28 protein-coding genes and 2 pseudogenes are annotated in these 23,447 nt (G+C 67.9%); 16 read left to right on the top strand and 14 right to left on the bottom strand.

Going from position 1 to position 23,447, the window contains the following annotated elements; genetic code table 11:
* Positions 1-92 precede the first annotated feature (92 nt).
* Together OHA25_RS16535 and prfH are read left to right on the top strand one after the other, a co-directional pair.
* Positions 93-1,253 carry an RNA ligase RtcB family protein gene (locus tag OHA25_RS16535; protein WP_327588453.1) on the top strand — a complete coding sequence of 387 codons (1,161 nt, stop codon included), beginning with the start codon at positions 93-95 and terminating at the stop codon, positions 1,251-1,253.
* The gene (gene prfH / locus OHA25_RS16530; RefSeq protein ID WP_327588452.1) at positions 1,250-1,912 is read left to right on the top strand and encodes a peptide chain release factor H; all 663 of its coding nucleotides are present in this window, start codon (positions 1,250-1,252) and stop codon (positions 1,910-1,912) included. The genes OHA25_RS16535 and prfH overlap by 4 nt, the downstream gene beginning before the upstream one ends.
* Before the next feature lie 106 nt (positions 1,913-2,018).
* Here prfH and OHA25_RS16525 read toward each other — a convergent pair whose 3' ends face one another.
* The gene (locus OHA25_RS16525; RefSeq protein WP_327588451.1) at positions 2,019-2,468 is read right to left on the bottom strand and encodes a group II truncated hemoglobin; all 450 of its coding nucleotides are present in this window, start codon (positions 2,466-2,468) and stop codon (positions 2,019-2,021) included.
* A gap of 542 nt (positions 2,469-3,010) precedes the next feature.
* A complete protein-coding gene (locus OHA25_RS16520) occupies positions 3,011-3,718 on the bottom strand; it encodes an SDR family oxidoreductase (RefSeq protein ID WP_305922952.1) in 708 nt (235 codons plus the stop codon).
* A gap of 46 nt (positions 3,719-3,764) precedes the next feature.
* Here OHA25_RS16520 and OHA25_RS16515 point away from each other — a divergent pair.
* Both OHA25_RS16515 and OHA25_RS16510 read left to right on the top strand, forming a co-directional pair.
* Positions 3,765-3,833, top strand: a pseudogene (locus OHA25_RS16515) (MerR family DNA-binding transcriptional regulator); the annotation flags it as partial.
* Between the two features lie 91 nt (positions 3,834-3,924).
* Positions 3,925-4,194: a MerR family DNA-binding protein gene (locus OHA25_RS16510; protein ID WP_327588450.1), complete on the top strand. Its 270-nt coding sequence runs from the start codon at positions 3,925-3,927 to the stop codon at positions 4,192-4,194.
* A gap of 657 nt (positions 4,195-4,851) precedes the next feature.
* On the opposite strand, the gene OHA25_RS16505 is transcribed toward OHA25_RS16510, so the two are convergent.
* Both OHA25_RS16505 and OHA25_RS16500 read right to left on the bottom strand, forming a co-directional pair.
* Complete coding sequence (locus OHA25_RS16505; protein ID WP_327588449.1) at positions 4,852-5,175, bottom strand: hypothetical protein; 324 nt, start codon at positions 5,173-5,175, stop codon at positions 4,852-4,854.
* Between the two features lie 426 nt (positions 5,176-5,601).
* Entirely contained in the window at positions 5,602-6,663 is a 1,062-nt protein-coding gene (locus OHA25_RS16500; protein ID WP_327588448.1) for a GlxA family transcriptional regulator, read from the bottom strand.
* A 689-nt stretch (positions 6,664-7,352) separates the two neighbouring features.
* On the opposite strand from OHA25_RS16500, the gene OHA25_RS16495 reads away from it, so the two are divergent.
* From OHA25_RS16495 to OHA25_RS16475, 5 genes are all read left to right on the top strand, one after another.
* Positions 7,353-7,871: a DUF1097 domain-containing protein gene (locus OHA25_RS16495; RefSeq protein WP_327588447.1), complete on the top strand. Its 519-nt coding sequence runs from the start codon at positions 7,353-7,355 to the stop codon at positions 7,869-7,871.
* The gene (gene nthB / locus OHA25_RS16490) at positions 7,868-8,620 is read left to right on the top strand and encodes a nitrile hydratase subunit beta (RefSeq protein ID WP_327588446.1); all 753 of its coding nucleotides are present in this window, start codon (positions 7,868-7,870) and stop codon (positions 8,618-8,620) included. The genes OHA25_RS16495 and nthB overlap by 4 nt, the downstream gene beginning before the upstream one ends.
* Complete coding sequence (nthA, locus tag OHA25_RS16485; protein ID WP_327588445.1) at positions 8,617-9,240, top strand: nitrile hydratase subunit alpha; 624 nt, start codon at positions 8,617-8,619, stop codon at positions 9,238-9,240. Before nthB ends, nthA begins: the two co-directional genes overlap by 4 nt.
* A 31-nt stretch (positions 9,241-9,271) precedes the next feature.
* Entirely contained in the window at positions 9,272-9,580 is a 309-nt protein-coding gene (locus tag OHA25_RS16480; RefSeq protein ID WP_327588444.1) for a nitrile hydratase accessory protein, read from the top strand.
* A gap of 153 nt (positions 9,581-9,733) precedes the next feature.
* Complete coding sequence (locus tag OHA25_RS16475; RefSeq protein WP_327588443.1) at positions 9,734-10,831, top strand: HoxN/HupN/NixA family nickel/cobalt transporter; 1,098 nt, start codon at positions 9,734-9,736, stop codon at positions 10,829-10,831.
* A gap of 411 nt (positions 10,832-11,242) precedes the next feature.
* Here the strand turns inward: OHA25_RS16475 and OHA25_RS61360 are convergent, their stop codons facing one another.
* Positions 11,243-11,380 carry a hypothetical protein gene (locus OHA25_RS61360; RefSeq protein WP_442942189.1) on the bottom strand — a complete coding sequence of 46 codons (138 nt, stop codon included), beginning with the start codon at positions 11,378-11,380 and terminating at the stop codon, positions 11,243-11,245.
* Positions 11,381-11,596: 216 nt separating this feature from the next.
* Here OHA25_RS61360 and OHA25_RS16465 point away from each other — a divergent pair, with 216 nt between their 5' ends.
* Positions 11,597-12,613, top strand: a complete 1,017-nt coding sequence (locus OHA25_RS16465; RefSeq protein ID WP_327588441.1) for a methyltransferase — start codon at positions 11,597-11,599, stop codon at positions 12,611-12,613.
* A gap of 233 nt (positions 12,614-12,846) precedes the next feature.
* Here the strand turns inward: OHA25_RS16465 and OHA25_RS61355 are convergent.
* Positions 12,847-13,353, bottom strand: a pseudogene (locus OHA25_RS61355) (cupin domain-containing protein); the annotation flags it as partial.
* A 231-nt stretch (positions 13,354-13,584) separates the two neighbouring features.
* A complete protein-coding gene (locus OHA25_RS16455) occupies positions 13,585-14,226 on the bottom strand; it encodes a TetR/AcrR family transcriptional regulator (protein ID WP_327588439.1) in 642 nt (213 codons plus the stop codon).
* A 75-nt stretch (positions 14,227-14,301) separates the two neighbouring features.
* Between OHA25_RS16455 and OHA25_RS16450 the strand changes: the two genes are divergently transcribed.
* Positions 14,302-14,985 (top strand): carboxymuconolactone decarboxylase family protein, encoded by a 684-nt coding sequence (locus tag OHA25_RS16450; protein WP_327588438.1) that lies wholly within the window; start codon positions 14,302-14,304, stop codon positions 14,983-14,985.
* Between the two features lie 225 nt (positions 14,986-15,210).
* Here OHA25_RS16450 and OHA25_RS16445 read toward each other — a convergent pair whose 3' ends face one another.
* The 4 genes from OHA25_RS16445 to OHA25_RS16430 form a co-directional block, all read right to left on the bottom strand.
* Entirely contained in the window at positions 15,211-15,999 is a 789-nt protein-coding gene (locus OHA25_RS16445) for a hypothetical protein (RefSeq protein ID WP_327588437.1), read from the bottom strand.
* Positions 16,000-16,117: 118 nt separating this feature from the next.
* Entirely contained in the window at positions 16,118-16,528 is a 411-nt protein-coding gene (locus OHA25_RS16440) for a transposase family protein (RefSeq protein WP_327588436.1), read from the bottom strand.
* Positions 16,529-16,836: 308 nt separating this feature from the next.
* Complete coding sequence (locus OHA25_RS16435; RefSeq protein WP_327588435.1) at positions 16,837-17,199, bottom strand: VOC family protein; 363 nt, start codon at positions 17,197-17,199, stop codon at positions 16,837-16,839.
* 233 nt (positions 17,200-17,432) lie between these two features.
* A complete protein-coding gene (locus OHA25_RS16430) occupies positions 17,433-17,906 on the bottom strand; it encodes a hypothetical protein (protein ID WP_327588434.1) in 474 nt (157 codons plus the stop codon).
* On the opposite strand from OHA25_RS16430, the gene OHA25_RS16425 reads away from it, so the two are divergent.
* The 3 genes from OHA25_RS16425 to OHA25_RS16420 all read left to right on the top strand — a co-directional run bounded on the left by OHA25_RS16425 (position 17,884) and on the right by OHA25_RS16420 (position 18,837).
* Positions 17,884-18,186 (top strand): CPBP family intramembrane glutamic endopeptidase, encoded by a 303-nt coding sequence (locus OHA25_RS16425; RefSeq protein WP_327588433.1) that lies wholly within the window; start codon positions 17,884-17,886, stop codon positions 18,184-18,186. The genes OHA25_RS16430 and OHA25_RS16425 overlap by 23 nt on opposite strands.
* Positions 18,183-18,287 (top strand): hypothetical protein, encoded by a 105-nt coding sequence (locus OHA25_RS61350; RefSeq protein WP_442942117.1) that lies wholly within the window; start codon positions 18,183-18,185, stop codon positions 18,285-18,287. The genes OHA25_RS16425 and OHA25_RS61350 overlap by 4 nt, the downstream gene beginning before the upstream one ends.
* Before the next feature lie 118 nt (positions 18,288-18,405).
* Positions 18,406-18,837, top strand: a complete 432-nt coding sequence (locus OHA25_RS16420; protein ID WP_327588432.1) for an ATP-binding protein — start codon at positions 18,406-18,408, stop codon at positions 18,835-18,837.
* An 82-nt stretch (positions 18,838-18,919) separates the two neighbouring features.
* On the opposite strand, the gene OHA25_RS16415 is transcribed toward OHA25_RS16420, so the two are convergent.
* Together OHA25_RS16415 and OHA25_RS16410 are read right to left on the bottom strand one after the other, a co-directional pair.
* Positions 18,920-20,086 carry a serine hydrolase domain-containing protein gene (locus OHA25_RS16415; protein WP_327588431.1) on the bottom strand — a complete coding sequence of 389 codons (1,167 nt, stop codon included), beginning with the start codon at positions 20,084-20,086 and terminating at the stop codon, positions 18,920-18,922.
* 39 nt (positions 20,087-20,125) lie between these two features.
* Positions 20,126-21,241: a serine hydrolase domain-containing protein gene (locus OHA25_RS16410; protein ID WP_327588430.1), complete on the bottom strand. Its 1,116-nt coding sequence runs from the start codon at positions 21,239-21,241 to the stop codon at positions 20,126-20,128.
* A gap of 288 nt (positions 21,242-21,529) precedes the next feature.
* On the opposite strand from OHA25_RS16410, the gene OHA25_RS16405 reads away from it, so the two are divergent.
* Entirely contained in the window at positions 21,530-22,258 is a 729-nt protein-coding gene (locus OHA25_RS16405) for a GbsR/MarR family transcriptional regulator (protein ID WP_327588429.1), read from the top strand.
* Between the two features lie 72 nt (positions 22,259-22,330).
* Here the strand turns inward: OHA25_RS16405 and OHA25_RS16400 are convergent, their stop codons facing one another.
* Positions 22,331-22,753 carry a VOC family protein gene (locus tag OHA25_RS16400; RefSeq protein ID WP_327588428.1) on the bottom strand — a complete coding sequence of 141 codons (423 nt, stop codon included), beginning with the start codon at positions 22,751-22,753 and terminating at the stop codon, positions 22,331-22,333.
* Positions 22,754-22,827: 74 nt separating this feature from the next.
* On the opposite strand from OHA25_RS16400, the gene OHA25_RS16395 reads away from it, so the two are divergent.
* On the top strand, positions 22,828-23,421 hold the full coding sequence (locus tag OHA25_RS16395) for a TetR/AcrR family transcriptional regulator (protein ID WP_327588427.1): 594 nt from the start codon (positions 22,828-22,830) through the stop codon (positions 23,419-23,421).
* Positions 23,422-23,447 lie beyond the last annotated feature (26 nt).

Raw genomic sequence — 23,447 nt, 5'->3', positions numbered from 1 at the left:
TGACGGACAGCACCGCCATTTCGAGATGCCACGGCGCTCACTCGCCGCCGTGATGCCGCATGCCCACATCCTGTTCAGCGAAGAGAGCGTCTTTGTCTCAGCAACACTCCCTGCCTCCGGCCGCTGCGGCCACGGTCACCGTGTTCGCCTCCCCCACGAGCTGGATCGAGTCCGATGCCGTCGCGCAGTGCCGTCAGGTGGCCGCCCTCGACGGCATGATGCACGTCGCCGCCATGCCCGACCTGCACCCCGGCAAGGGCGCCCCCATCGGCGCCGCCATGACGTCGACTGTCCTGTACCCGTTCCTGGTGGGCTCCGACATCGGTTGCGGCATCGCCGTTTTCCCCATCAAGCTCAAGCGCGCCGTACCCGAGAAGCTCGCCGCGCGGTTCCCCGACCTCGATCGCGCGCTCGACCCTGAGCAGGATGCTGACGATCCCGCCTGGGCCGTGGTGAAAGGCGACATCCCCGCAGGTCACGTCGAGGGTCTCGGGACGGTAGGCCGGGGCAACCACTTCGTGGAGCTGGCGCGGATCGGGAGCATCTTCGAGCCGGAGCACGCGAGCCGGCTCGGACTCGCCACCGGCGACCTGGTGCTCATCGTCCACAGCGGTTCCCGAGGGCTGGGCGAGCGGATCCTGCGGGCGCACACCGAGGTCCACGGCGCGGGCCCCGCTCCTGATCCCGGTGCCTACTTGGCGATGCATGACGAGGCCGTACGCTGGGGGTCGCTCAACCGGCGGCTGCTGGCCGCCCGGGTCGCCCATGCCCTGGGGGCCGAGCCCACCGAGCCGATCGTCGACCAGTGCCACAACCTGGTCGAGGTCCGCGACGGCATCTACCTGCACCGCAAGGGGGCGGCGCCGGGTGACGGCCGTGACGTGCTCATCGCCGGTACGCGAGGCACCCCTTCCTATCTCGTGGCAGGCCGCGCCGGGCCGGACGCCGGCCATTCCGTGGCCCACGGCGCGGGCCGCAAGATGTCCCGTGCGGACGCGCTGCGCCGGGGGAAGGCCAAGCACACGGTTGAAGAGCTGCGCCGCACGCCCATGGGGTCGCTGGTGGTGTGTGGCGACCGGCAGTTGCTGTTCGAGGAGGCGCCGTCGGCGTACAAGCGCATCGAGCAGGTGATCGACGACCTCGTCCACCACGACCTGGCCACGCCCGTGGCCACCACGATCCCGCTGGTCACGTACAAGACGGCTGACCAGAGAGACCACCGGGAGCATCGCCGTAAGCGGGGGCGGTCGTGAGCGTCCACCTGCTCCTGTCCGCCGGGCGCGGCCCGCAGGAGTGCGCCTGGGCCCTGGCCCGGCTGCTGCGCCGCCTGGAAGCCGACGCCACCCGGCAGGACCTGGAGACCCACCGGGCCCACACTGTTCCCGGTGACCGGCCCGGCACCTACCGATCGGTCCTCATCCGAATCGCAGGAGACGCCGCCGAGGCGTTCGCCGCCTCGTGGACCGGAACCCTGTGCTGGCAGGCCCCCAGCCCCTACCGGGCCGGCACCGGCCGAAAGAACTGGTACGTCATCGCCCAGCCGTGCCAGGTCGACATCCCGCGCACGACGTTCACGGAAGCGGACGTCGACATCGTCGGCTGCCGCACCGGCGGCCCCGGCGGTCAGCATCGCAACAAGGCCAGCACGGCGGTACGGGCGACCCACCGGCCCACCGGGATCGTCGTCGTGGTCGACACCGAACGGCAGTTCAACCTCAACCGCCGCATCGCCCTGCGGCTGCTGCGAGAGCGCATCGAACACGGCGACGAGGTGGCGGAGCGCGCCGTCACCGCCGCCCGCCGGGGCATCCATGACGAGCTCGTACGCGGCAACCCCACCCGCGTCGAACGCCCCGAGGCACCGGAACAGGACCAGACTTCACAGGTGCCGACGCGCCGGCGACGGCGGTGAGTCGCGGCCCTTGCGTAAGTGCAGGCCCGTGAGGAAATGCCGCGACGGTCGGTCTCCCGGCCCAACCGGCGGATGTACCCCGATCCGGTGTGAGAACGCAGGCGACTCAGCGTTGCAGGCCGTCCCATGACCACCGGGGGATGCTCTGGCCCTCCGGTACGTCGTTCGCGGACTCCGGATAGCGGGCCATGGCCGTGGTAGTGGCCCAGGCGAAGTAGTCGTGCAACACCTGCCGGAGCGGCTCCCGCGTGGTCAGCCCCACGTCCTCGAGAGCCTGGTCGAAGCAGGCGATCGCGCGGCGATCCATCTCCTCGTGCGGGCCGTTGCCGCTGTGCATGCGCACGACGGACGTCTCGTCGCCGTACTCATCGGAGTAGAGGGTCGGTCCACCAAGTGCCTCGGCCCAGTACGCGGCCAGCCGCTCGGTGTGCTGAGGGTGGAAGCCCTGGCTGAAGGCATGACCGACCACCTCGTCCGCCATCACGCGAGCATGCCACGCTTCGGCAAGGCGGAGCAGGCCCTTGCTGCCGCCCACGGCCGTATACACGGTCTCCATGCACCGAGAATGCCAGGGCCGGCAGACAATCCACAGGCCCGCCTTGGTCAGGAGCCGCTGGATGAGGAACATGTCGTCAGGAAAGAGCAGGCAGGAGAACCCCGCCGCACAGAGAACTCCCGCGCGGAAGATCGCGTCAAAGCGTGAATGAGTTCCACCGCCGAGATGAAGGACGGCAAGGTCACCGACTCTGTACGGCGCCTCTCCTGAGCGGCCCGTTGAACCGCCCGAACCGGTGCGGGAGGGAACGGTGGTCGCGGCGCGATCCCGGTGCGGGAATCTGTTAACTGCGGTGTCGCGCCGAGCTCACCGGTGAGGTCGCTGCTCCGCACCGGACGACCGGCTCGGAGCAGCGGCCCAGGGGGCGCGCGCTCGCGGAGCTCGTCAGGGCACACCTAGGCCTCCAACAAAGCCGGAGTGGTTCAGAGCAGCGTGTCGTTCAGAGCAGCGTGTCAAGGCCCTGATCCACGGCGAGCTGCAACTGGCGAAACTGCGGCCCGAAGTCACGGCCGCGGGTGCCGTGACTTTTCAGGATCAGCAGGTCAGGCGGTGAGGGCGGCCGCCGCTTCCCGGTAGATGACGCTCGGGTCCTCCGCCAGCCATGCCTTCACCTGGCGGCTCCAGGCGTCGGCGAGCACTTCGGGCTGGTGCGCCTCGATGCCGTCCAGGGCCGCCGCGACGATCACCTCGGGGGCGGTCTTGTCGCCGTCGTACCAGGCCATCATGTCGGTGTCCGCAGCGCCCAGGTGCAGGCCCGTCACCAGAGTGCGCTGGTGGGCCAGCTCCAAGCGTACGTTGTTGGTCAGCGCCCACTCGGCGGCCTTGGCCGCGTGGTAGGCGCCGGCGCCGTCGTAGGCGAGCCACGAGATCGCCGACAGCACGTTGAGGATCGCGCCGTCGTCCAACTGGGGCGCAAAGGCGCGGATCACGTTGAGGGTGCCATAGAAGTGGGTGTCCATCTCGCGGCGAATCGTGTCCAGGTCCCCGGTGACCAGGTTCGCCCCGGTCGAGATTCCCGCATTGTTGATGACAATCTTGACATCGGGTGCCGCTGCCGCAGCGGCGGCGATCGATGCCGGATCGGTGATGTCGAGGCGCAGCGGGACGACCCCGGGCACGTCGATGAGGTCGGGGCGGCGGGCGGTGGCGTACACCCTGCCGGCACCGCGATCGAGAAGGGAAAGGACAAACTGCCGGCCCAGGCCGCGGTTGGCGCCGGTGACCAGCACGTGAGCTCCGTTGATCTGCATGCGGATAGGCTAAAACCTGACGTTGACGTCAGAGGCAAGTCTTGTGATGGAGGTCACGGTGCGTATCGGCGAATTGGCGGCGCGGTCGGGCGTCAGCGTGCGGGCCTTGCGCTACTACGAGGAGCAAGGACTGCTGGAGGCGAACCGGAGCGACTCCGGGCAGCCACTACCCCGAATCGGCGGTCGACCGGGTTCAGCTGATCCAGATGCTTTACGCGGCCGGGCTGTCCAGCCGGACCATCGCCGAGCTGTTGCCCTGCGTCGAGGCCAAGGTCAGCACTCCGGAGTCACGGGCCCGGCTGGCCGCCGAGCGCGATCGCATCGACGCCCAGATTGCCGCGTTGACCCGTACCCGTGACCGCCTGGACGCGGTCATCGCCTTCTCCGGAAGCCCGGACAGCGGCTGCACGTGGATCGCGGACCCGCACGTCCCCGCGCAGGCGAGCCACTTCGCGAGCCGTGATCGCGACGGCTAGGTCGGAAATAACCCCTGTGTTCGTTGAGCGGTTGAGCGCGGCCAGCCGCGAAGCGGGAAGATCGACAAGGACCACCCGGTGGTCGCCGTCCTGCTGCCGCAGGGCGAGGGCCACTAGGGTGCTGGTCCGCGTGACGGTGCCGCGCTGCTGGGCAAGGATCCAGTGTGCTGGGGGTCGGTGGCGAAGAGTACGAGCAGCGGCAAATCGCGATGCGGCGCCTGGCCGCGCGAGCCGGGTTCCAAGGGGTCGTGGCCTGGTCGAGAGGCGGATCGGCGCAGGACCATTACGCCGACGTCTATTACCAAGAGCCGCAGAAAGCCATCGGCCTTCAGGCCGTGGATGAATGCGTCCCCGCCAGGGGATGGCCCGCCGAAGGCGGGGCAGACCGGAGCGCACAGCGCGGACCCCAGAACCTTGACGAAATCACTTGCAGTAGTGACGTGGCCGGGTCTACAGTCGCTGATGGTCGAACGAGTGAGCGATAATCAAGCCACACGGGAGATCGCTTTTATGGAACAAGGCGGCCGGGCTGGTCGTCTCAGGACGTGGAGACTTCGGGGTTGCCCGGTCTGCGAAGCGTCAAGCACCCCGTTCCATAACCCATGGCGTCCAACGCCGTGGGTTGCCGCCGAAGGCGGCACGGGAATCCTCGTCCCTTCAGGGCGAGGTGCAGGTCAACTCACGGGCTTCTACCAGCACCAGCCGTTCGTCCCTGACGCCCCCGGGCGGTGGCGGGCGCAGGGGCACGCGGCCGTGGTGCTGCCCGTGGACGGCCCCGCGCTCTTGCTGTCCGATGTCCGGGCGGTCCAGGAGCCGCGCCCAGCCGCCCCGGTGCACACCGCCTTCTATGGTGTCGTGGTCAAGCGTGACCCTGATCAGCGCGACTCCCACGCTGTCGTTGTAACGGATCTCCAGGTGGAAGACCCCAAAGAGCTTGCGTTGGAGATCTTCTGGCAGCTCAGCGATTCGCGTCTGCGACATGGGGATCTTGTGGAGCAGGTCGGTCTGGTGGTCTCGGGCGGGTGGGTGGCCCGGTCTCGGCTAGTTCCTGGACCATGGTGAGACGTTCCGCCTCCCACTCCGAGAACCGTGTACGCAGCCGGCGGGTGAACTCGTCGGCGGCGGGCTTCCCATTCCTCCTCCGCCTGCTTGTCACTCTGCGGCAGCTCGGTGGCCAGGAGCGCATGCCGGCTGGGGCCGAAGATACGTCGCTGGGACAGATCATGGACCGCGTCCAGGAGGGTGTCCTCGCGGCCACGGACCACCGCCGGCTGCGCCCGCATGTGACTCGGTGCACAAAGTGGACAGATGTAGCTCCCGTTTCTCGGCCGAAGGGCTGGCCAGGATTTGCACGAGCACCAGCACCACCACCCCGAACCAGCTCTTGCACCGTGAGCGCCGGCTCAGTCATGCCGACTGGACTCCGGGTCCCGGGTCGATGCCGGTGGTACGGAACCGGATGCGGTAGCTGCCCGGCGAGACTCCGAGGTTGCGGCGGAAGATCCGTCTCATCGTCTCCGGGGAGCCGAAGCCGGCACGCCGTGCGACGGACTCCTGGCTTTCGTCGCCGGTCACCAGGAGAAGCTTGGCCGCCTCCAGCCGGGTCTGCTCCACATAGCGGGCCGGTGTCATGCCCACCTCGTCACGGAACATCCGCGCCAGGTGGCGCTCGCTCACCGCGGCGCGGGCGGCCATCGCGGCAGTCGAGTGGTCCGCGGCGGGTTCGAGGACCACAGCGTCCAGGACCTGGCGCAGGCCGCGCGTGGTGGGGACGCCCGCCTTGGACCAGACGCTGAACTGCGCCTGGCCGCCCGGACGTTGGAGGAAGACGACCATCCACCTGGCGACCCTGCGGGCGACGTCGGTGCCGTAATCGTCCTCGACGATGGCCAGGGCCAGGTCGGTGCCCGCGCTGATCCCGGCGCCAGTGACGAAGCGGCCGTCCTGGACGAAGAGGGCGTCCGGATCCACCATGACGCGGGGGTACTCCAGGGCGAGCCGCGCGCAGTGTGCCCAGTGGGTCGTCGCTCGGCGTCCGTCCAGCATCCCGAGGGCGGCCAGCACGAAGGCGCCGGTGCAGACGGAGGCGATCCGCGACGCCCGGGGCGCCAGTTCGCGGACCGCCGCGAGCGCCTCGGGGACCGTGTCCGGGGTCAGCTCCTCCGGTATGTCGTGCGTGCCCGGGGCGAAGGTGAAGTCGGCCGGCACACCTCCCGGCACCAGGAGGGTGTCGATGGAGTCGGGGGCGTCGGCCACGGGAATGTCCGCGCTCAGCCGGGTGAACGCGGTCGTTCCGACCGGCTGCCCCGTGGGCGAGACCAGCAGCACTCGGTAGCGGGCCCCGAAGTCGTTGGCCCGGGCGAAGATCTCCAGCGGCGCGGCCACGTCCTGCAGCGTCACCTTGTCGTACAGCACGAAGACCATCGTCCGTTCGGTGCCGCTGTCCGCGGCCTCGATGCTCCGGTTCATGGTTCCGGCCTCCTCTCGGGGGAGTGCGGGCTACCCCTCGTGTCCGAAATCGTGGCTCGTGTGTCGGTTGCAGCTCTTGGCTCCTGTCCCTCCAGGAGGGAACGTGGAAGCCGTAATCCGCCCGGGGAATCCGGGATCCGAGTTCCTGGAATAGATGGTACCGATCGCTTCGAGCTCTCAGTAAAAGCGCCGCACTTCCGGCGACCCTCTGGGGAGGAATATTAACCGCATGAAGACCTGATCGGTCCAGTGCCCATATCGACCTCGCAGCCGCCCATAGCCTCACCGGCAGGCTTGGGCGGCTTTTCCTGCCCTTATGTCACAAGACAGCGGAAGTCAATACCGGAAATCGCTTGTTCAAGCATCTTTAACTCACATGAAACAAAGTAGCTGGAACCTATTGGTGTCTTCCCACCTCAGAGCCAACACGATCGGCACCGAAGGCAGCTGCGGCCACGTTCCCCACCGGGATCCACGCGGCGGCAGGAGCCGAATAAGCGTGAAAATCCGCGTTCGATCGAAGCACTCGAACTACCGGATTCGACATCGCCGATCGAGCCTTTAGAAAGCCTTTCACGACAGGGCACCCAATTCTCTTCCGCGCCTCAGCATGCCAATTGTCGCCTGCCCGTGTTCGGGCACGAATTCCGCCGAGCCGTCAGAACTCGGCGTCAGAGGAGTGTTTGGTCATGCGCCAGCTAGATGCTTTGTCGATCAGCATCGGCGTACTCGGAGGAGTCGCCACGCTGATGACCGCAACCGTCCTGACCGTTCCGGTCTGGGTCATCTTCATCGCCTGGGCCTCCTTCTTCATCCTCGGAGCCGGCACCGACGGCATGGTGAGGTCGATCGCCTCGAACCTGACCGGCATCGTCATCGCCTCGCTGACACTGCTGGTCATCCATGCGCTGGGCGGTGGCATCGCCATCGCCGCCGTCGCCGTGGGTGTCGGCAGCGCCGCCATGGTGCAGGCGTCGAAGATCCCCCTGCTCTCGAAGATCCCGGCCATCGTGTGGGGCTTCGCCTCCACGGTGGGCACGGTGGCCGCCACCGGCCACGGCATCACCACCGCATCCATCAGCAACCCGGCGCTCGTCGCGGCGTTGTCCATGGTCCTCGGCGCGGTGTTCGGCATCGCCTCGGAGTACTGGGGAGCCGCGATGACCGCACGCCCGGCCGCCGAGCCGATCCCGGAAGGACAGTCATGAAACTACAGCACCACCTGGGAGGCCTGGAAAACCTCGGCCCCGTCAATTACGAACCGCGCGTCTTCGTCGAGGACTGGGAGCAGCGCATCTTCGGCATCCACGTCGCGATGATGGGCCTGAGCGCCCACCTTGGCGACGCCGTGCCCCAGTACCCGATGGAAGACGTGCCCACTGCCTTCTCCTCCGTCTGGACCTGGGCGGACCTGCGCAAGGGCGCCGAGGCGATGCACCCTTTCGCCTACTTCCAGTACCGCTACTACGAGAAGTGGCTCGGCGGCATCAGCGGGTTCTTCGTCTCCCAGGGCTACATCACCGCGGAGGAGCTGGAGGCGAAGGCCGCGGAGTACCTCCAGGATCTGGGACCGGCACTGCCTGAGGGCGGAGACGAACGCATCGACGACCAGGTCATCCGCTACCTGCGCGAGGGCGACTCCCCCCGCCAGGGTCCGGCTGGGTCCCCGGCCTTCACCGTCGGCGACCGGGTGACCGTCAAGGACGTGCCGCCCACCGAACACACCCGGCTGCCAGGCAATCTGCGCGGCCGTACCGGCACCGTGGAGCGCGTCTTCGAGGGCAACTACGGCTACTTCTGCTCCACCGGCCCCGACGGCATCGGAGAGCCCATGCCCGTCTACGCCGTCCGCTTCGAACCCACCGACATCTGGGGAGAGCTCGCCGAACCCGGTGCCGTGCTCTACGGCGAGCTCTACCAGGCCTACCTCACCCCCGCCACGGAGGAACAGCAGTGACCGTACAGTTCGGCTACCCCGAAGACCGCGAAGCCCGCAGCGCCGCCCGCGTCCGGGCGCTGGAGGCCCTGCTCATCGAGAAGGGCGTGATCACCGGCGCGACCGTCGACAAGGTGCTCGGCTACTTCGAGGCCGACATGACGCCGCTCAACGGAGCCAAGATCGTCGCCCGTGCCTGGACCGACCCGGAGTTCGGCGAACGGCTCGTCAAGGACACGCCGGCCGCCGTCGCGGAACTGGACCTCCCCGTCGGCATGGACGGCGCCGAAGGCGAGCACCTGCAAGCCGTGGCCAACACCCCCGGCGTGCACAACCTGGTCATCTGCACCTTGTGCTCCTGCTTCCCCTGGCCTGTGCTCGGACTTCCGCCGTACTGGTACAAGGACCCGACCTTCCGCGCCCGCGCGGCCCGGGAGCCCCGTGTGGTGCTCAAGGAGATCGGCCTGGACCTCGACCCGTCCGTCGAACTGCGGGTGTGGGACAGCAGCGGTCATTCTCGCTGGTTCGTCGTTCCGCAGCGGCCCGCCGGAACCGACGGCATGACCGAGGAGGAACTCGCCGCCCTGGTCACCACCGAATCGATGATCGGCATCGCCGAGGTTCCTTCACCCGCTGCCTGAGCAGCACCCGGACACCAGAGAAAGGGAATCCATGGAGGCCACCGCCACCACCGCGCCCCTGCACGAAACCTGCGTCACCGACATGAACGCGCCCACCTTCGACGCCGACTGGCAGCGCCGGGCGTTCGGCGTCGCCGTCGCCCTGTCGGAGTTCGGCCACTACCCCTGGGACGCATTCCAGCAGCGGCTCATCGCCGCCATCGGCGCATGGGAGTCCGCCCCCGCGGCCGAGCAGGGCAGCTGGCAGTACTACGAGCACTGGCTCGCGGCGCTCGAACACGTACTGGTCGATCACGGTCTGGTTGGAGAGAACGAGATGGGTGCCCTGCTCGGGGCGTAACCCGTTCCAAGGCCCGGATCACCAGGACGTCCGTTCCGGCCCGTCCGCCAGGGCCGCCGCACCCGCGAGTGGCTCCCCCACCAGCGGGTGCGGCCCGCCCCCTCTCGATGCTGACGACGGCACCGCGCGGTGCCCCCTGCCAAGGATGTATGTGTGACCACAACGACCATCACCGCCGGCCGATGGACCCGCGCCGAACGGCTGCGCATTACGGGCATCGTCGGCGTCATCGCCGCCCTGCACGTCATCGGATGGAGCCTGTACCTCTTCTACGCCAGCGGCCCGGCCGGCGCCGGGGCCTTCGCCGGAGCCGGAACCCTTGCCTACACACTCGGGATGCGGCACGCCTTCGACGCCGACCACATCGCCGCCATCGACGACACCACCAGACTGATGATGCAACGCGGACGCAGACCCGTCGGCGTGGGCTTCTTCTTCGCCATGGGCCACTCCACCGTGGTCCTCGCCCTCGCCTTCGTCGTCGCGCTCGCCGCGGGTCACGCCGGCTCGGGCATAGGCTCCTTCCGCCAGGTGGGCGGCCTGGTCTCGCAGATCGTGGCCGTACTGTTCCTGCTGCTCGTCGCCGTGCTCAACCTCATGGTGCTGACCGGCATCGTCAGCCTGTGGCGGCGTATGACGCAGGGCCGGCTGGACCAGGACGAGCTCGAGCGGCACCTGCTCAACCGAGGCCTGATGAACCGCCTCCTCGGCCGCCGCGCCCGCTCGCTGATCCGTTCCTCATGGCACATGTACCCGGTCGGCATCCTCTTCGGCCTCGGCCTGGAGACCGCCAGTGAGATCACCCTGCTCACCCTGTCCGCCAGCACCGCCGTCCACGGGTCCGGCCTGCCCACCCTCGCTGTCCTCTCCCTCCCGCTGCTCTTCGCCGCGGGAATGAGTGCCTTCGACACCGCCGACAGCATGCTGATGACACGCCTGTACTCGTGGGCGTACCGCAGCCCCGCCCGCAGGCTCTACTACAACATCGCCATGACCGGCATGACCGTGGCCGTCGCCGCGTTCATCGCCAGTGTCTACGTCGCGGGGCTCGTCGCCGACGCCACCGGAGCCGGGGGACTCCTCACCGCCTACGCTTCCCTGGCCGACCAATTCGAACTGCTCGGCTACGTCGTCGTCGCCGTCTTCGCGGCCTCCTGGCTCTCCGCCGCCGCCATCTGGCGCTACCGCGGACTCGCCGAGAAGTACGGCGACCGGCAAGGTGCCGCCGACGAAGTAGCCCAGCGATCCTGAGTTCTGGCGCGAATTACTGACTCAGGACACTAGTTAGGCGATCCCGATCGCTGTGGCGGGTCGGGGTGGTCGTGGTCTTCGTCCATGCTCCTCCTCTCTCGCTGCGCGTGCATGCCAGGGTGGCGCAGCGTGGCGGCGTTTGGCGGGAACGACGCGGCGTGACGAGTGGTGCGAAGTGAATCGGCCCGGTAGATCCGAGGCCGAAGGTGGACAAGCGTAAGCTATGCACCCAAGGCGGCCAGCAACGAGGACGCTTGCTCCGGCGTGAGCGCGAGTTTACGGGCCTCCTGCCAAACGTAGGAGCACAGCCGAGCGGGAGTAGGAGCCACCGGTGCCCGTGCTGAAGATCCTGCCGTCCTTGGCGGTGCCGTACGTGGAGATGTGCTCGCGGAGCATCGCGGCCAGGATCTGCTACGCCGGATGCATGTCCACCAGGATCAAGCTCCCACCGGGCCGCAGCGCCATGGACACCCCACGCATCCAGGCATCGAGCTCGGCGATCCAGCACAGCACCCCGTAGGTGGCCACCACCTCGAACCTGCCGGCCAAGGTAGCGGGCAACCGCTGGGTGTCGGCCTCGACGAAGGCGGCCGTGAGACCAGCGCGCTCGGCGACCCAGGAACCACGTCCCGCCCAGCATCAGCGCTCACTTCATACCTCGACCCCAAAGCAGCCCCAGCGATGGATCCCTTCGTGCACGGGTAGTCAATGGGCGTGCTCTGGCCGCCAATGACGCAGCCACCGGCCTCTCGCCAGGATGCGGGCATGCGACCAGATCCGACCGTTCAGATGATGCAGTACATCACCGGCGCATGGGTCTCGCAGGCGATCAGCGTTGCGGCCACGCTCGGGGTGGCCGACGAACTGGCCCGGGGACCCCACCAGGTGGAGGAGCTCGCCCAGGCGGTGGGCGCGGACGCCGATGCCCTGTACCGGCTGCTGCGTGCACTCACCGATCTCGGCCTCTTCCAAGAGCTCGACGATCAACGGTTCGCGCTGACGGAGGTGGGCGAGCTGCTGCGTACCGACCGGCCCGGCTCCCTGGCCGGGATGGCCAAGCTGATCGGCGCGCCCTTCCACCGCCGCGCGTGGACCGACCTGGTCGAGAGCGTGCGCACCGGAGAATCGGCCTTCGAGCGGCTGTTCGGCTTCGGCTTCGACCATTTCCGCGACCACCCGGACGACGGGCGGATACTCAACGAGGGCATGACCGCGGTCTCCGGTGCCCTCGTGGCGCCTTCGGTGTTGGCCTACGACTTCAGCCCATTCCAGACAATCGTGGACGTGGGCGGGGGACACGGCGCGCTCCTGGCGGCGGTCCTGTCCGAACACCCCAAGAGCAGGGGAGTGCTCTTCGACCTGCCCCACGTCATCCAGGGCGCCGGAGAGCCACTCGCGATGGCCAGGGTGAAGGACCGGTGTGAGCTCGTGGGCGGGGACTTCTTCGAGTCGGTGCCGTCCGGGGGTGATGCCTACCTGCTGTCGAACATCATTCACGACTGGGGTGACGACGACGCGGTGCGCATCCTCGCCAACTGCCGGGCCGCCATGAAGGACACCGGACGGGTGCTGTTGTGCGAATCCGTCATCCCCGACGCGCCCCGCGAGCCATCCCCCACCACGCTGATCGACCTGGAGATGCTGGTGATGGCCAGGGGTGCACGGCAGCGTACGGCGAGCGAGTACACGCTGCTGTTCGAGCGGGCGGGCCTGCACCTGACCGGCGTCCACGGTGACCGCGGCACCTTCAGCATCGTGGAGGGCCGGCCGTTGCCCGAATGAGATCGGCAGCACGTTCGGCGATCGCGATCGTGCCGAATGTGGTGAGCCGCGGCGACGGCGGCGGGCGTCAGATCGGGGTCGCCGAGCCGCTGCTCGACGAAGGACTCGACCCGCAGCATGAGAACGCGCTCGCGTTGCTCGGATGTCAACGCCTCGCGGCCCGCCCGGTCGGCCAGGGCGGCGGCGGTCAGGTCCAGGATGGCGTCGCCGATGCGAGACGCGCCCACCCCGGCGTATCCGTCGAGGTCGGCGGCTATCTGACGGACCAGCCCGGCCACAAGCGCGCCGTGCCGCCCGGACAGGGAAACTGCGGCCAGATCCCGGGTATCCCGGCGGGTCGGCGGCAGCAGCGCACGCGGGACCGCCACGGAGACTTGATGGTGGGCCACCCCGGCGACGCGGACGGGCTGCGACAGGTCGACTAGGACGAGTTCGCCGGGGCGCGCCAGGACCTGACGGTCGTTCTGCTCGACCACCGGGTGCCCGCTCAGCTGCAGCCGGATGACGCAAAGCTCCGGATCCGACTTGCGGATCAACTTCGTCCCGCGCACCACCTGGCCCGTCGGGGCGGTGAAGTCGACAACCCGCAGCGCGCCCAGCTCCGCTGTGCGGATCTCCCACCAGAAGCGGGTTTTGTCCTCAGGGAGCAGATCGACTGGCACGATCGAGTCGGCGAGTGCGTGCCGGAAGTACTCCAGCCGGGCAGCTTGAGGCTGATCGCTGGCTCGCCACACCTTCATTGTTCTCTTGCTACCACCGAGCCTCCTGCTCACGCGAGTTCTTTGGATGGGTATGCACGGCATCTGTGGGCAATGGCCGGTCTTTGACCTGTTCGTTCGGCTGTCCTACGACTCATGCGTGATCGCCGGCTAGGTGGACGTCCGCCAGCATCCCATGGCGGAGGAGACGGCGGCGAACGCCCGCCGAGCAGCCCCTGCTCGACGTTCTAGGTTCGGTCGTGGTCGTTTCGGTCAGCGGCCGACGGCAGGTGTGAGGCCGACGAGCTTGGTCAGGAACCGATCGACCTGCTCCTCCAGTGGCGGCCATGGCAAGTCGGGCTGATTGATCCGCATCGACACGGCCCCGTGAACCGCCGCCCTCAGGTCCAGTGAGACCTTTGCGGCGTCGTCGGCCGGGGCGAGCCCGGCGTCGATGCACCGCTGCACCGCGGTAGTGGTGCGCTCGGCCAGCTCCTGCTTGAACGACATGGCCACCCGCTGGTTGAGCGTGCTCTCGTGCAGGACTTTGTACAGGCCGGGGTGCTCTTGGACCCATCTGCCCAGGAGCAGGACGCGGGCACGCAACTTCCCCGCCGGATCGGCGGCACCGTTCTCGGCCTGATCGACGGCCTCCACAAGTTCGCGATGGAACCTCTCCAGGGCGGCCAGTACGAGCGCGTCCCGGTCGGCGAAGTGGATGTACATCGAGGTCGCCGCGACGCCGACCTCCCGGGCCACCGCGCGCATGGACAGGGCCTGGTCGTCGCCGAGTTCGTCCAGCAGCCGCAGGGCGGTGTCCACGATGTCCTCGCGTAGCCGCTCGCCCTGGCCGCGCGGGTTGCGGCCCCGCCTGTCGCCGCGAGGGCGGGCCGGGGCGGAGGAGGTCTTGTCCATGGTGGCCCATTGTAGGCGAACGACCGTTGCACTACAGTCGTAGCACTACAGCCGTTCACATAAAGAGGAGTGCCCATGGAGAACCACGTGAAGGCGCTGGACTCGGTGTTCGCCGAGATGAGCGCCGCCACCGACCGCCGGCTCTGGGAAGAGATTCCGGAGCTCACCACGCGCGAGAAGGTCCTGCTGTGCCTCACCGCCGACGTCTGCCAGCAGACCCTCGGCCTGCCCTTCCAACAGCACGTGACGATGGCGGCCGACTGCGGCTTGTCGGCCGACGACCTGCGCGAGCTGCTCCGCTTCGTCGCCTACGACAGCGGCTACCCCGCCGCTCTGGCGGCGCTCGCCCGCCTGACCGGCCTGGAACGGGAGCACTCCCTCCCCGCTCCCACCGGCCAGGGCCACGAGGTGAACGCCAACGGCACAGGCAGTCCGATCCCCGAGCCGATGCGGCAGACCGTGGCAGCCCTCGACGCACCGTTCGGCATCTACATGGACCTGCAGTCCCGGATGCGCGCCGACATGCGACTGCTGTCGGTCCGTGAGCGCGCGTTCATCACGATGACCGTCGACGTGCTCTTCCAGACCCTGCAGGAGAGCTTCCGCGCCCACCTGACGCGTGCCCTTGGCACCGGTGCCACACCGGAGGAGGCCCGTGCCGTCGTACGGTTCTCCGCGCAGTTCGGCATGACCAAGGCATGGCGCGCCATGCACGTACTCGACGCCCTGCTCACCGAACTCGGCGCCGCCCGGGTCTGACCCGGGAGGGAAACGCTCGCGAGCCTTGGCGTCCTGGCGAAGCTGCTCGGCAAGGTGCACCAAGCTCGCCCAGCTCACCTTCTGCCGGTGCTCGAGGAGGTATCACTCTTCAGGTGACAAGCTCCCTCGCCGACCGGGCCGGTCGGCCATATGCTGGTGCAGGACCATGATCTGGGGACATCCGAGGGATGGGCTTGAGGGCATTTCCCCAGGTCACTGGCACGTTCATGGACCGCTCTTGCGTGACTCCCCACGCCGGGAAACGACCTCGGCGGTCACTCCCAAGACTGCGGCGACGAGATACGGCCAGGTGATCAGTTCCAGGATGCCGGAACAGTCGTGTGGCGCGGACGACACGAACCACGCCACGGGCTCGAAGACCGCAGGAATGAGCAGCACCAGACCGGCGGCCAGTGCAGCCCCGCTTCCGCCGAGCACAGCACCGATCGCCGCTACGGCAACCCATATCCCGACAGCCTCGCCCGTGTAGAGGTGCATCTGCGCCAGCGCCCACGTCTCCCGCAGATGCGCTCCGCAGAACGGGTCGTCGCTCGAGGAGACCGGCATGGTGGCTATCAGCATGCGGCCCAGGACGATGAGTAGGACGACGGTCCACACGGCCGCGCTCACTCGGGGCACCGACAGGGGCCTCTCTCTGCGGGCGAGCAAGAGGGCAATCACCACGACCGCCATGCAGGCCGACAGCAGCCCATCGCCCCGCCGCTGGCCACAGATGCTGGTGTACGGAACAGCGATGGTCAGCGCGGTGAGCACGAACACCGCGATCGCGACGAATGCGCCGAGCACCGGAAACCGCCTCGGCACCCACAGGGCCAGCAGCGCCAGCGCCACGGGCAGGAGTGTCATGCCCCAGGAGGCGCTCTGCCAGACCACCGTCTCCAGCAAGCCGGGCTCCGGGAGCCGGTAACCGAAGTAACCACAACTCTCGCCGGGGATCAGGACCGATAAGACCGCTGGTGCCGCAGCCGCCAGTATGGCCAGGAGACGGAACATCGGCGCCCTTTGCCCTTAAGGTGATCAAGTCCCGGGCGAGACTACACAACAGAAGCCTCCTGCGGAGCCGTCTCACTCTCGGCCGAGCGGTGTTCGGGCGGCGTTGAGGCAGCTTCTTTCACTTGACCTGCTGCATTTCGTGCTCGGCGAGTGTGCGGTATGCGGCGGGTATATCCGGCCCCCTCCACGGCACGAATTCATTGACAGCTGAGCCGAAGGCGTCGCCATCCAGGCGGGCCAGCAGGCGCCCCAGGGTGCTGGCAGCCAGCCGTGCCGCGCCGGGCAGGCCCAATCGGACACGCAGTTCGGGATCGCATCCGGTGATGAACCGGGTGATCTTCGCCAGGGAAGTCGCCCCGCCGAGCACGGCGAGCAGGGTTAAGGCCAGCAACGAGCCGATCCGGTAGCGGCGTCCGCGGCGGCTGCGTGGGTCGGGTACGGTATCCAGGACCTCGGCCAGCGCAGGCAGGTCGTCCGGGTCTATCAGCAGGTCGGAGGCATCGACGTGCTCCAGGTGGCGGGCGAGCACGTCGATCGGGGATGATGGCACGCGAATGCGGCCCCTGTTCTTGATCGACCGGCTAGACACCGACGATCATCGGGGGCCGCGTTTGTCATTTCAGCACGGAGCACGCACAGCGCAGGGTGCAAAGCCGCATACAACGGAACGCGCACAGCGTCCTGCTGGCAGACGATGCGATGAGCGCAAACAAATCCGACGCCCCAACCGCTTACGAGCGAACGCGGCAAGTCCACGACACCAGTGCGTGCCGTCGCGACGATCAGATCACATCCACCGGCTGGCATGTCCGCTTCTGCCGATGAACGGTCGCACGATCAGTCGTCGTCGCGACACAAGCAGAAGGGGTGACCAGCCGGGTCGAAGAGCACCCGGACATTGTCTCGCGGCTGTTCCGCGGCGACCGAAGCTCCGAGGGCCACAGCCTCGGCGACCGCGGAGTCCAGGTCTCCGACCTGGAAGTCGAAGTGCATCATCGGACGTTGCTGCCCATCGACAGGCGGCCAGACGGGTGCTTGGTAACCGGTCGCCTGCTGGAACACGACATAGATGGATCCCTCAGGAGCCGCGAGAATCGTCGTTCCTGGCTCCTCATGGCCAATGGGCCACCCGAGCAGCTCAGAGTAGAACCTCGCCAAAGCGCCGGGATCGGGCGCCTCGATAGCGGTTCCCCACCACATGCCCCCCGTTCGAGATCGCACCGGTGCACCTTCCCACGTAAGCGTCGATGTTGGTCGCGGGGACACGGTACAGCCAGTTTCGGACGTTTTACTTCCGGAATGGCGACCCGTTAGGGATCATCGTGGCGCATCGCGTCGGACGAACCACGAGCCCATACGAGAACGCTTCAGCCCTGGTCCGCTGCCACTGGCCGCAGACCAGCTCATTGGCGGCCACGTTTCTCATGAGGCGGTCAGTACCAGCGGGACCGGTACAGGCGCTGCCCGCTGATCCAGTACTTGTCCCCGTTGGGGTGCGAGACGAGCTGCGCGCCCGCGGTACCCGGCGGGGCGGTGTCCGTGAAGGCCTGGGGGTCGAGCCGGTGGAAGCGCCCTCGCGCCGTCACGTACAACTGCCCGTCGCTCGCGTCGAAGCGGACCTTCGTCGCCAGCGGGTTCCATTCGCTGACGCTCGACCAGTCGAACGGGGCGATTTCGTGCGTCCGCACCGTTTCCCGCGTCGCTGGGTCGAGTTCGAAGAGCTTGCCGGCGGTGATGCCCCACAGATGCCCCTCGGCGTCCACGGTGAGCCCGCTGATGGCCCGCTCGCCGGGAATCGGCTCCGCCTCCCACAGCTTGCTGCCCGAGGCGACGTCGAAGGCGAAGACCTTGGCCGTCGCCTGGGTGGGAGTCGAACCGTCCGCCGTGGCGGCGTGGTTCGCGCTCACCGAGATCGGGCCGTTCGACCCGCCCCTGACCCAGGCGCTGCCCGATCCGGGGACCCTCGCCATCACCTCCCTGGCGACCCTGCTGACGGCGAGCGTCCTCGAGGAGATCTTCTACGGCGGCTGGCTCCAGACCCGGCTGGAAGTCCTCCACGGCCGGTGGCCGGCGATAACCTTCTCGGCGCTGTTGTTCGCCGCCATGCACGCCGGCCGAGTCACCTCACCGATCCCGTCCCCGGGCTCGCCTCGATCGTCGCCGTCCAAGGCGTGTTCGGCCTCATGACCGGCTACGTCTGGGCCCGCTACCGCAACATCTGGATTCCCATCCTGATTCATGTGGTGACCAACCTGGTCTATGGGGACCTGCTGTTCGACGGTATCTGAGGGGGTTGTTTGATTCGAGTAGATTGCGGCTTATGCCACGGGTCACGTGCTGCGCATGTGTACCAGGTTCGCCAGCGGGGCAGGGCTATTCCCAACGACGGCGCGCTGGCGGCGAAAGGTGGCGATCGACGTGGCCTCGGGATTCCGGTTGGAATGGCCGATCACGGAGGACCTCGTCACGTTGCGAGCGGCTGTGCGGGCGTTCGGCACTGGTGCCGGTCTGGCCGACCGGCGGCTGACGGATCTGGTGATCGCGGCGAGTGAGGCCGCCGCCAAGGTGCTGGAACACGGCGGACATGGCTTTTTGATCGCCTGGAGTGACCCCGGCGGGGTGAGCTTGGAGATCGTGGACGCGACCGGCGTGTTGACCATGGCGTATCTGACCGTCGATCCCGATCCGGATCCGCTCGCCGGCCGGGGAGTGGCGTTCTGGCTGATGCGCCAGTTGTGTGACGAGATCAGTCTCGACGGCAGCGACGGCATCACCCGTTTGCACCTGCGTTTTCACTATCGAGTCCGGCGAAACGGTGATCGTCGCTTGCCGGTGTGAGGGCGAGGCGACGCATCGTTTTGCCCGGCCGAAGTTGTTCGGCCGGGGCTTCGGTTGGGGTCGTTGTGTGGCGTCAGCGGTGTCAGCGGGTTGTGGACTTGCAGAATTCGGCCTCGACCGCCTTGGTGAGGGCGGCGATCGGGTTGTTCCAGTCGCCGTTCATGTTGGTGACGATAGTGTGCTTGCCGCCGCGGTTGCCCATGGCGTAGGTGTAGGAGCCGTTGATGGCGCCGCCCATGCCCCAGACGGTTTCACCGCAGGACAGTTGCTGCTGCCAGGTGCCCATGCCGTACCGGGTGCCGGGGATCCAGCCCGACCCCTCGGTCGAGATGCTGGTGTTCCAGATCTCCTTCTGCTGGGCCGGTGGCAGCAGCGTGCCGTCGTGCAGCGCGGTCAGGAAGCGGCTCAGGTCCCCGGTGGTGGAGACGACGCCGCCGGCCGCCCAGGCGTAGGAGGCGTTCTGCTCGGTGACGTCGTAGGTCTTGGCGTCGGGGTCGGCTGACCACAGCTTGGAGTAGTGCCGCGGGTGCGGTCCGCGGATCCTGGTCTCCTTGCCCGGCAGGTACGTCCCGGATAGGCCGAGCGGGCGGGCGATCCGCCGGGCGAGCTGCTCGGCGTAGGTTTGGCCGGTTGCCTTCTCGATGATCATTCCCGCGAGGTCGTAGTTGGCGTTGGAGTAGCGGAAGGCGGTGCCGGGCTCGAAGTAGGGCGGGTACGCCATCGCGATCTCGATCAACTCTTCCGGCTTGACCTTGTCGAAGCGATGCTCAAGGAAGCCTGGCCCGGAGTACTTGTAGAGCATCTTCTTGTCCAGATACATGTTGTAGAGCCCGCTGGTCTGGTTGAGCAGCTGCCGGATGGTGATCTTGCTGCCGTCGTTGCCGTTGCCCGTGACCAGGCCGGGCAGCCAATCGTCCACCGTGTCGTCCAGGCTCAGCTTGCGCTCGGCCGCCAGTTGCAGCACCAACGTGGCGGTGAACGCCTTGGTGATGCTGCCGACGCGGAAACGTTCGGCCGGCATGCGCCGGCGACCGGTGGCGGTGTCGGCCACTCCCGCCGCGGCGAACGTACGCCTGCCGCTGTTGCGCACCTCGGCGACCATGCCCGGAATCCCGGCGGCCACCGTCTGCTCGAGCACGGCCTGGACCGCCGGACGGGTCACGGCGCTCGCCGGGGCGGCCGCCACGGTGGTGGCTCCCACCACCGTCACCGCGGCCACGAGCGTTCGCAAGGTCATCAAAGAGGGCATCAGAAACTCCTGCTGATCGAAAGGGGTGTCAAGGGAGGGTCAGGCGGCGGGGCGGAAGACGGCATCGAGGACGTCGATGAACAGGTCCATGGGCGGCATGCCCCAGTCGCCGTTGACGTTCTGGGTGACGATGCGCTTGCCGTCGCGCGTGCCGTACAGGTACGACCAGGTGCCGGTGATCATGCCGCCGTGACCGTACACGGTGGTGCCGCAGGGCAGGGTGACCGAGGAGATGCCCAGGCCGTAGCTGTAGCCGTCCAGCCATTTGCCGTCGGGGACCGGGGTCATGGTGAACATCTCGGTCTGCTGGGCGGGCGGGAGCAGCCAACCCTTCAGGAGCGCGCCCAGGAAGGTGCCCAGGTCGGCGGCGGTGGAGATGATCTCGCCGACCCCGAAGGCGTATGACGGGCTCAGTTCGGTGACGTCATGGGCCGGCGCGTCGGCCTCAGGCAGCATGAGCTTGGAGTAGCTGCTGGTGTGCGGGCCGCGGAAGCCGGTCTCGCTGCCGGGAGCGTAGGTGCCGGTCAGCTTGAGCGGGCGGGCGATGCGGTAGGCGACGGCGTCGGCGTACGACATGCCGGCCGCCTTTTCGATGATCATGGCGGCGAGGACGAAGTTGGTGTTGGAGTAGCCCCAGTCCTGGCCCGGCTCGAAGTCGGCCGGGTGGGATACGGCGATCTTCACCAGGTCCTCGGGGGTCAGCTTGTCGAAGCGGTGCTCCATCAGCTTGGGCGTCCAGTAGCTCTCGAGCATGCCCTCATCCAGGGTGTAGGCGAAGATGCCGCTGGTGTGGTTGAGCAGCTGCCGGATGGTGATCTTGCTGCCGTCGTGGCCGTTGCCCTGGACGAGGCCGGGCAGCCACTGCTCCACGGTGTCGTCCAGGCTCAGCCGGTATTCGGCGGCCAGTTGCAGGACCAGGGTGGCGGTGAAGGTCTTGGTGATGCTGCCGACGCGGAACTGCTCCTGCGGCGTGCGCGGGCGGCCGGTGGCGGTGTCGGCCACGCCCGCTGAACCGAACCACTGCTGTGTGCCGTTGCGGATCTCAGTGATCATGCCGGGGTAGCCCTGTTCGGTCACGGCGGCGTCCAGCAGGCGCTCAACCTCGGCCTGGCCGGGGACGATCCGGTTCGCGGGGGTGGTGGCCTGGCTGTTCATGGGGTCTCCTTCGGGCTTGTGGGGGCTGGTCGGGCTGACCCCCCGTTCGATCGTCGATCTTCGCGACGAAGGAAAACCTACGTTGCATACGAGAGATCGTTAATCACGAATACGCGAAGCAACAGAGTTTTAGCAGCTCAACTGCCCACAATCGTTGCATGACGATTGCCGATTAATGCAATGTGGGTCATCGCGAGTTGCATGTCGTCGCCGTCGGATGCACACTGTGCGTCAACCGAGATCCCCTCGGCCGCGCGCGGGCGGTCGAGCGAGCAGGAGGCGGACGCCGTGCCCGGAGACAGGCTCACCCAGCAGGACCGCCGTCAGATCGCCGACGGGCTGGCCGGCGGTCTCACCTACGCCGAGATCGCCCGCCGCCTCAAACGGCCCACCTCGACCGTCACGCGCGAGGTGATGCGCAACGGCGGCCCCGGCGCCTACCGCCCCGACCAAGCCCAGCGCGCCGCAGACCGGCGCGTCCACCGCCGCAGGACCACCACCCCCGCGGCCGCACGCGGCGATGCCAACGCAGGCGAGCGCGACCTGCAAACCGTGCGCGAGGTGGCCGACCAGCTCACCGACCTGCTGGTGCAGGGAGGTATTCCGCAGATGATGGCCAAAGTGCTAGGGGCGTTGTACACCATCGACAGCGGCAGCCTCACCTCCGCCGAACTCGTCCAGCGCCTGCAGGTCAGCCCCGCCTCGATCTCCAAAGCCATCGGCTACCTCGAAGCACAGGAGCTCATCCGCCGCGAACGCGACCCCCGCAGCCGGGCCGAGCGGTACGTCATCGACGACGACGTCTGGTACCAGGCCATGTTGGCCAGTGCCCGCGCCAATGCTCTGCTCGCCGACACCGCCCGGCAAAGCGCCCGCACCCTCGGCCCGACCACCCCCGCCGGCGTCCGGCTGGAGAACATGAGCCAGTTCCTCACCAGCGTGGGCGAGGACCTGGTCCGCTCGGCCGAGCACTGGCGCCAGGTCTACGCCACCCCAAAGACGAGCGAGCACGGGTAAGCCCGGCGCGTGAGGCGCCGGGGCAGAGCTTCTTCGAGCCGGATGGGTCAAAGTCCGTCACGAGAGCACGATTCATCGACGGGAATCGACGTACTGGTCGGCGTACTCCGCCGACGGTGCGATGGGGGTGATGACGTCGATCAGGACCCCGTTGGGATCGGCCACGATGAAGTGCCGCTGTCCGAAGTCCTCGCTGCGCAGTTCGAGTTCGGCGGTCAGTCCCGCGCCGACGACGAGCCGCTCCCATTCGGCGTCCACATCCTCCACCTCGAAGTTCAGCAGCAGCCCGCGCACAGGGAGGCGATACGCCTCGGGCAGCGTCGGGTGGGCGTGGTCGAGCAGCGCGAGCTCATAGGGCGGTGTCCCCGGACGCCGCAGGCTGACGTACCAGTCGGCTTCGAATGTCGTCTCGAACCCCAGCAGCCCGGTGTAGAAGTCGCGGGACTCCTCGATCCGGGTGGTGCAGATCACCGGATAGAAGCTGGTCAGTTCCACATGAACCCCTTTCGCGTACCATCGGTACGCCAATATGTATTTGACGTACCATCGGTATGTCAAGGGAGGGAAGCATGGAGACGCGCGGCGTCAGAGCACAGCAGCGGGAGCAGACCAGGCAGGCCCTCCTGCGGGAAAGCAGGCGCCTTTTCGCAGCCCGGGGGTATGGCGCGGTGAGCCTGTCAGAGATCGTCGCCGAGGCCGGGGTGACCAAGGGCGCGCTTTACCATCTCTTCGACAGCAAGGCCGCGTTGTTCCGTGCAGTCCTGGAGCAGGTGCAGCAAGAGGTGGCCCAGACTGTGGCGCAGACCGCCGACGTCCACGACGACCTCTGGACGCGTCTGACCGCCGGCTGCCAGGCGTTCCTGACCGCCAGTACCGCCCCCGGCATTCAGCGGATCATGCTCATTGACGGCCCCGCCGTACTCGGCTGGAACGAATGGCGCGCGATGGACGAGGCCGCCTCGGCCCGCCACCTGGCCGACGTGCTCACCGTCCTGATCAAACAGGGGACGATCGCGCCCCAGCCGGTCGCACCACTGACCCACCTGCTGTCGGGCGCGATGAACGAGGCGGCGCTGTGGCTCGCCGAGTCTGACGACCCCGCCGATTTGCCGGCCACGCAGGCCGCCCTGGCTCAGCTGTTGGACGCACTACGCATCAGATGAGGCGGCCGGCGCCGAACGGCCGAGCC

The organism is Nonomuraea sp. NBC_00507, from assembly GCF_036013525.1.
GTDB lineage: Bacteria > Actinomycetota > Actinomycetes > Streptosporangiales > Streptosporangiaceae > Nonomuraea.
This window is presented reverse-complemented; position numbering and strand designations above follow the sequence as displayed.

Bases quoted from the DNA above. Each gene is read 5' to 3' on its own strand.
- OHA25_RS16525 (WP_327588451.1), bottom strand. From the start codon at position 2,468: ATGGAGACCGTGTATACGGCCGTGGGCGGCAGCAAGGGCCTGCTCCGC.
- OHA25_RS16520 (WP_305922952.1), bottom strand. From the start codon at position 3,718: ATGCAGATCAACGGAGCTCACGTGCTGGTCACCGGCGCCAACCGCGGC.
- OHA25_RS16510 (WP_327588450.1), top strand. From the start codon at position 3,925: ATGCTTTACGCGGCCGGGCTGTCCAGCCGGACCATCGCCGAGCTGTTG.
- OHA25_RS16505 (WP_327588449.1), bottom strand. From the start codon at position 5,175: ATGTCGCAGACGCGAATCGCTGAGCTGCCAGAAGATCTCCAACGCAAG.
- OHA25_RS16500 (WP_327588448.1), bottom strand. From the start codon at position 6,663: ATGAACCGGAGCATCGAGGCCGCGGACAGCGGCACCGAACGGACGATG.
- OHA25_RS16495 (WP_327588447.1), top strand. From the start codon at position 7,353: ATGCGCCAGCTAGATGCTTTGTCGATCAGCATCGGCGTACTCGGAGGA.
- nthB (WP_327588446.1), top strand. From the start codon at position 7,868: ATGAAACTACAGCACCACCTGGGAGGCCTGGAAAACCTCGGCCCCGTC.
- OHA25_RS16480 (WP_327588444.1), top strand. From the start codon at position 9,272: ATGGAGGCCACCGCCACCACCGCGCCCCTGCACGAAACCTGCGTCACC.
- OHA25_RS16465 (WP_327588441.1), top strand. From the start codon at position 11,597: ATGCGACCAGATCCGACCGTTCAGATGATGCAGTACATCACCGGCGCA.
- OHA25_RS16455 (WP_327588439.1), bottom strand. From the start codon at position 14,226: ATGGACAAGACCTCCTCCGCCCCGGCCCGCCCTCGCGGCGACAGGCGG.
- OHA25_RS16450 (WP_327588438.1), top strand. From the start codon at position 14,302: ATGGAGAACCACGTGAAGGCGCTGGACTCGGTGTTCGCCGAGATGAGC.
- OHA25_RS16445 (WP_327588437.1), bottom strand. From the start codon at position 15,999: ATGTTCCGTCTCCTGGCCATACTGGCGGCTGCGGCACCAGCGGTCTTA.
- OHA25_RS16435 (WP_327588435.1), bottom strand. From the start codon at position 17,199: ATGTGGTGGGGAACCGCTATCGAGGCGCCCGATCCCGGCGCTTTGGCG.
- OHA25_RS61350 (WP_442942117.1), top strand. From the start codon at position 18,183: ATGACCGGCTACGTCTGGGCCCGCTACCGCAACATCTGGATTCCCATC.
- OHA25_RS16415 (WP_327588431.1), bottom strand. From the start codon at position 20,086: ATGCCCTCTTTGATGACCTTGCGAACGCTCGTGGCCGCGGTGACGGTG.
- OHA25_RS16410 (WP_327588430.1), bottom strand. From the start codon at position 21,241: ATGAACAGCCAGGCCACCACCCCCGCGAACCGGATCGTCCCCGGCCAG.
- OHA25_RS16395 (WP_327588427.1), top strand. From the start codon at position 22,828: ATGGAGACGCGCGGCGTCAGAGCACAGCAGCGGGAGCAGACCAGGCAG.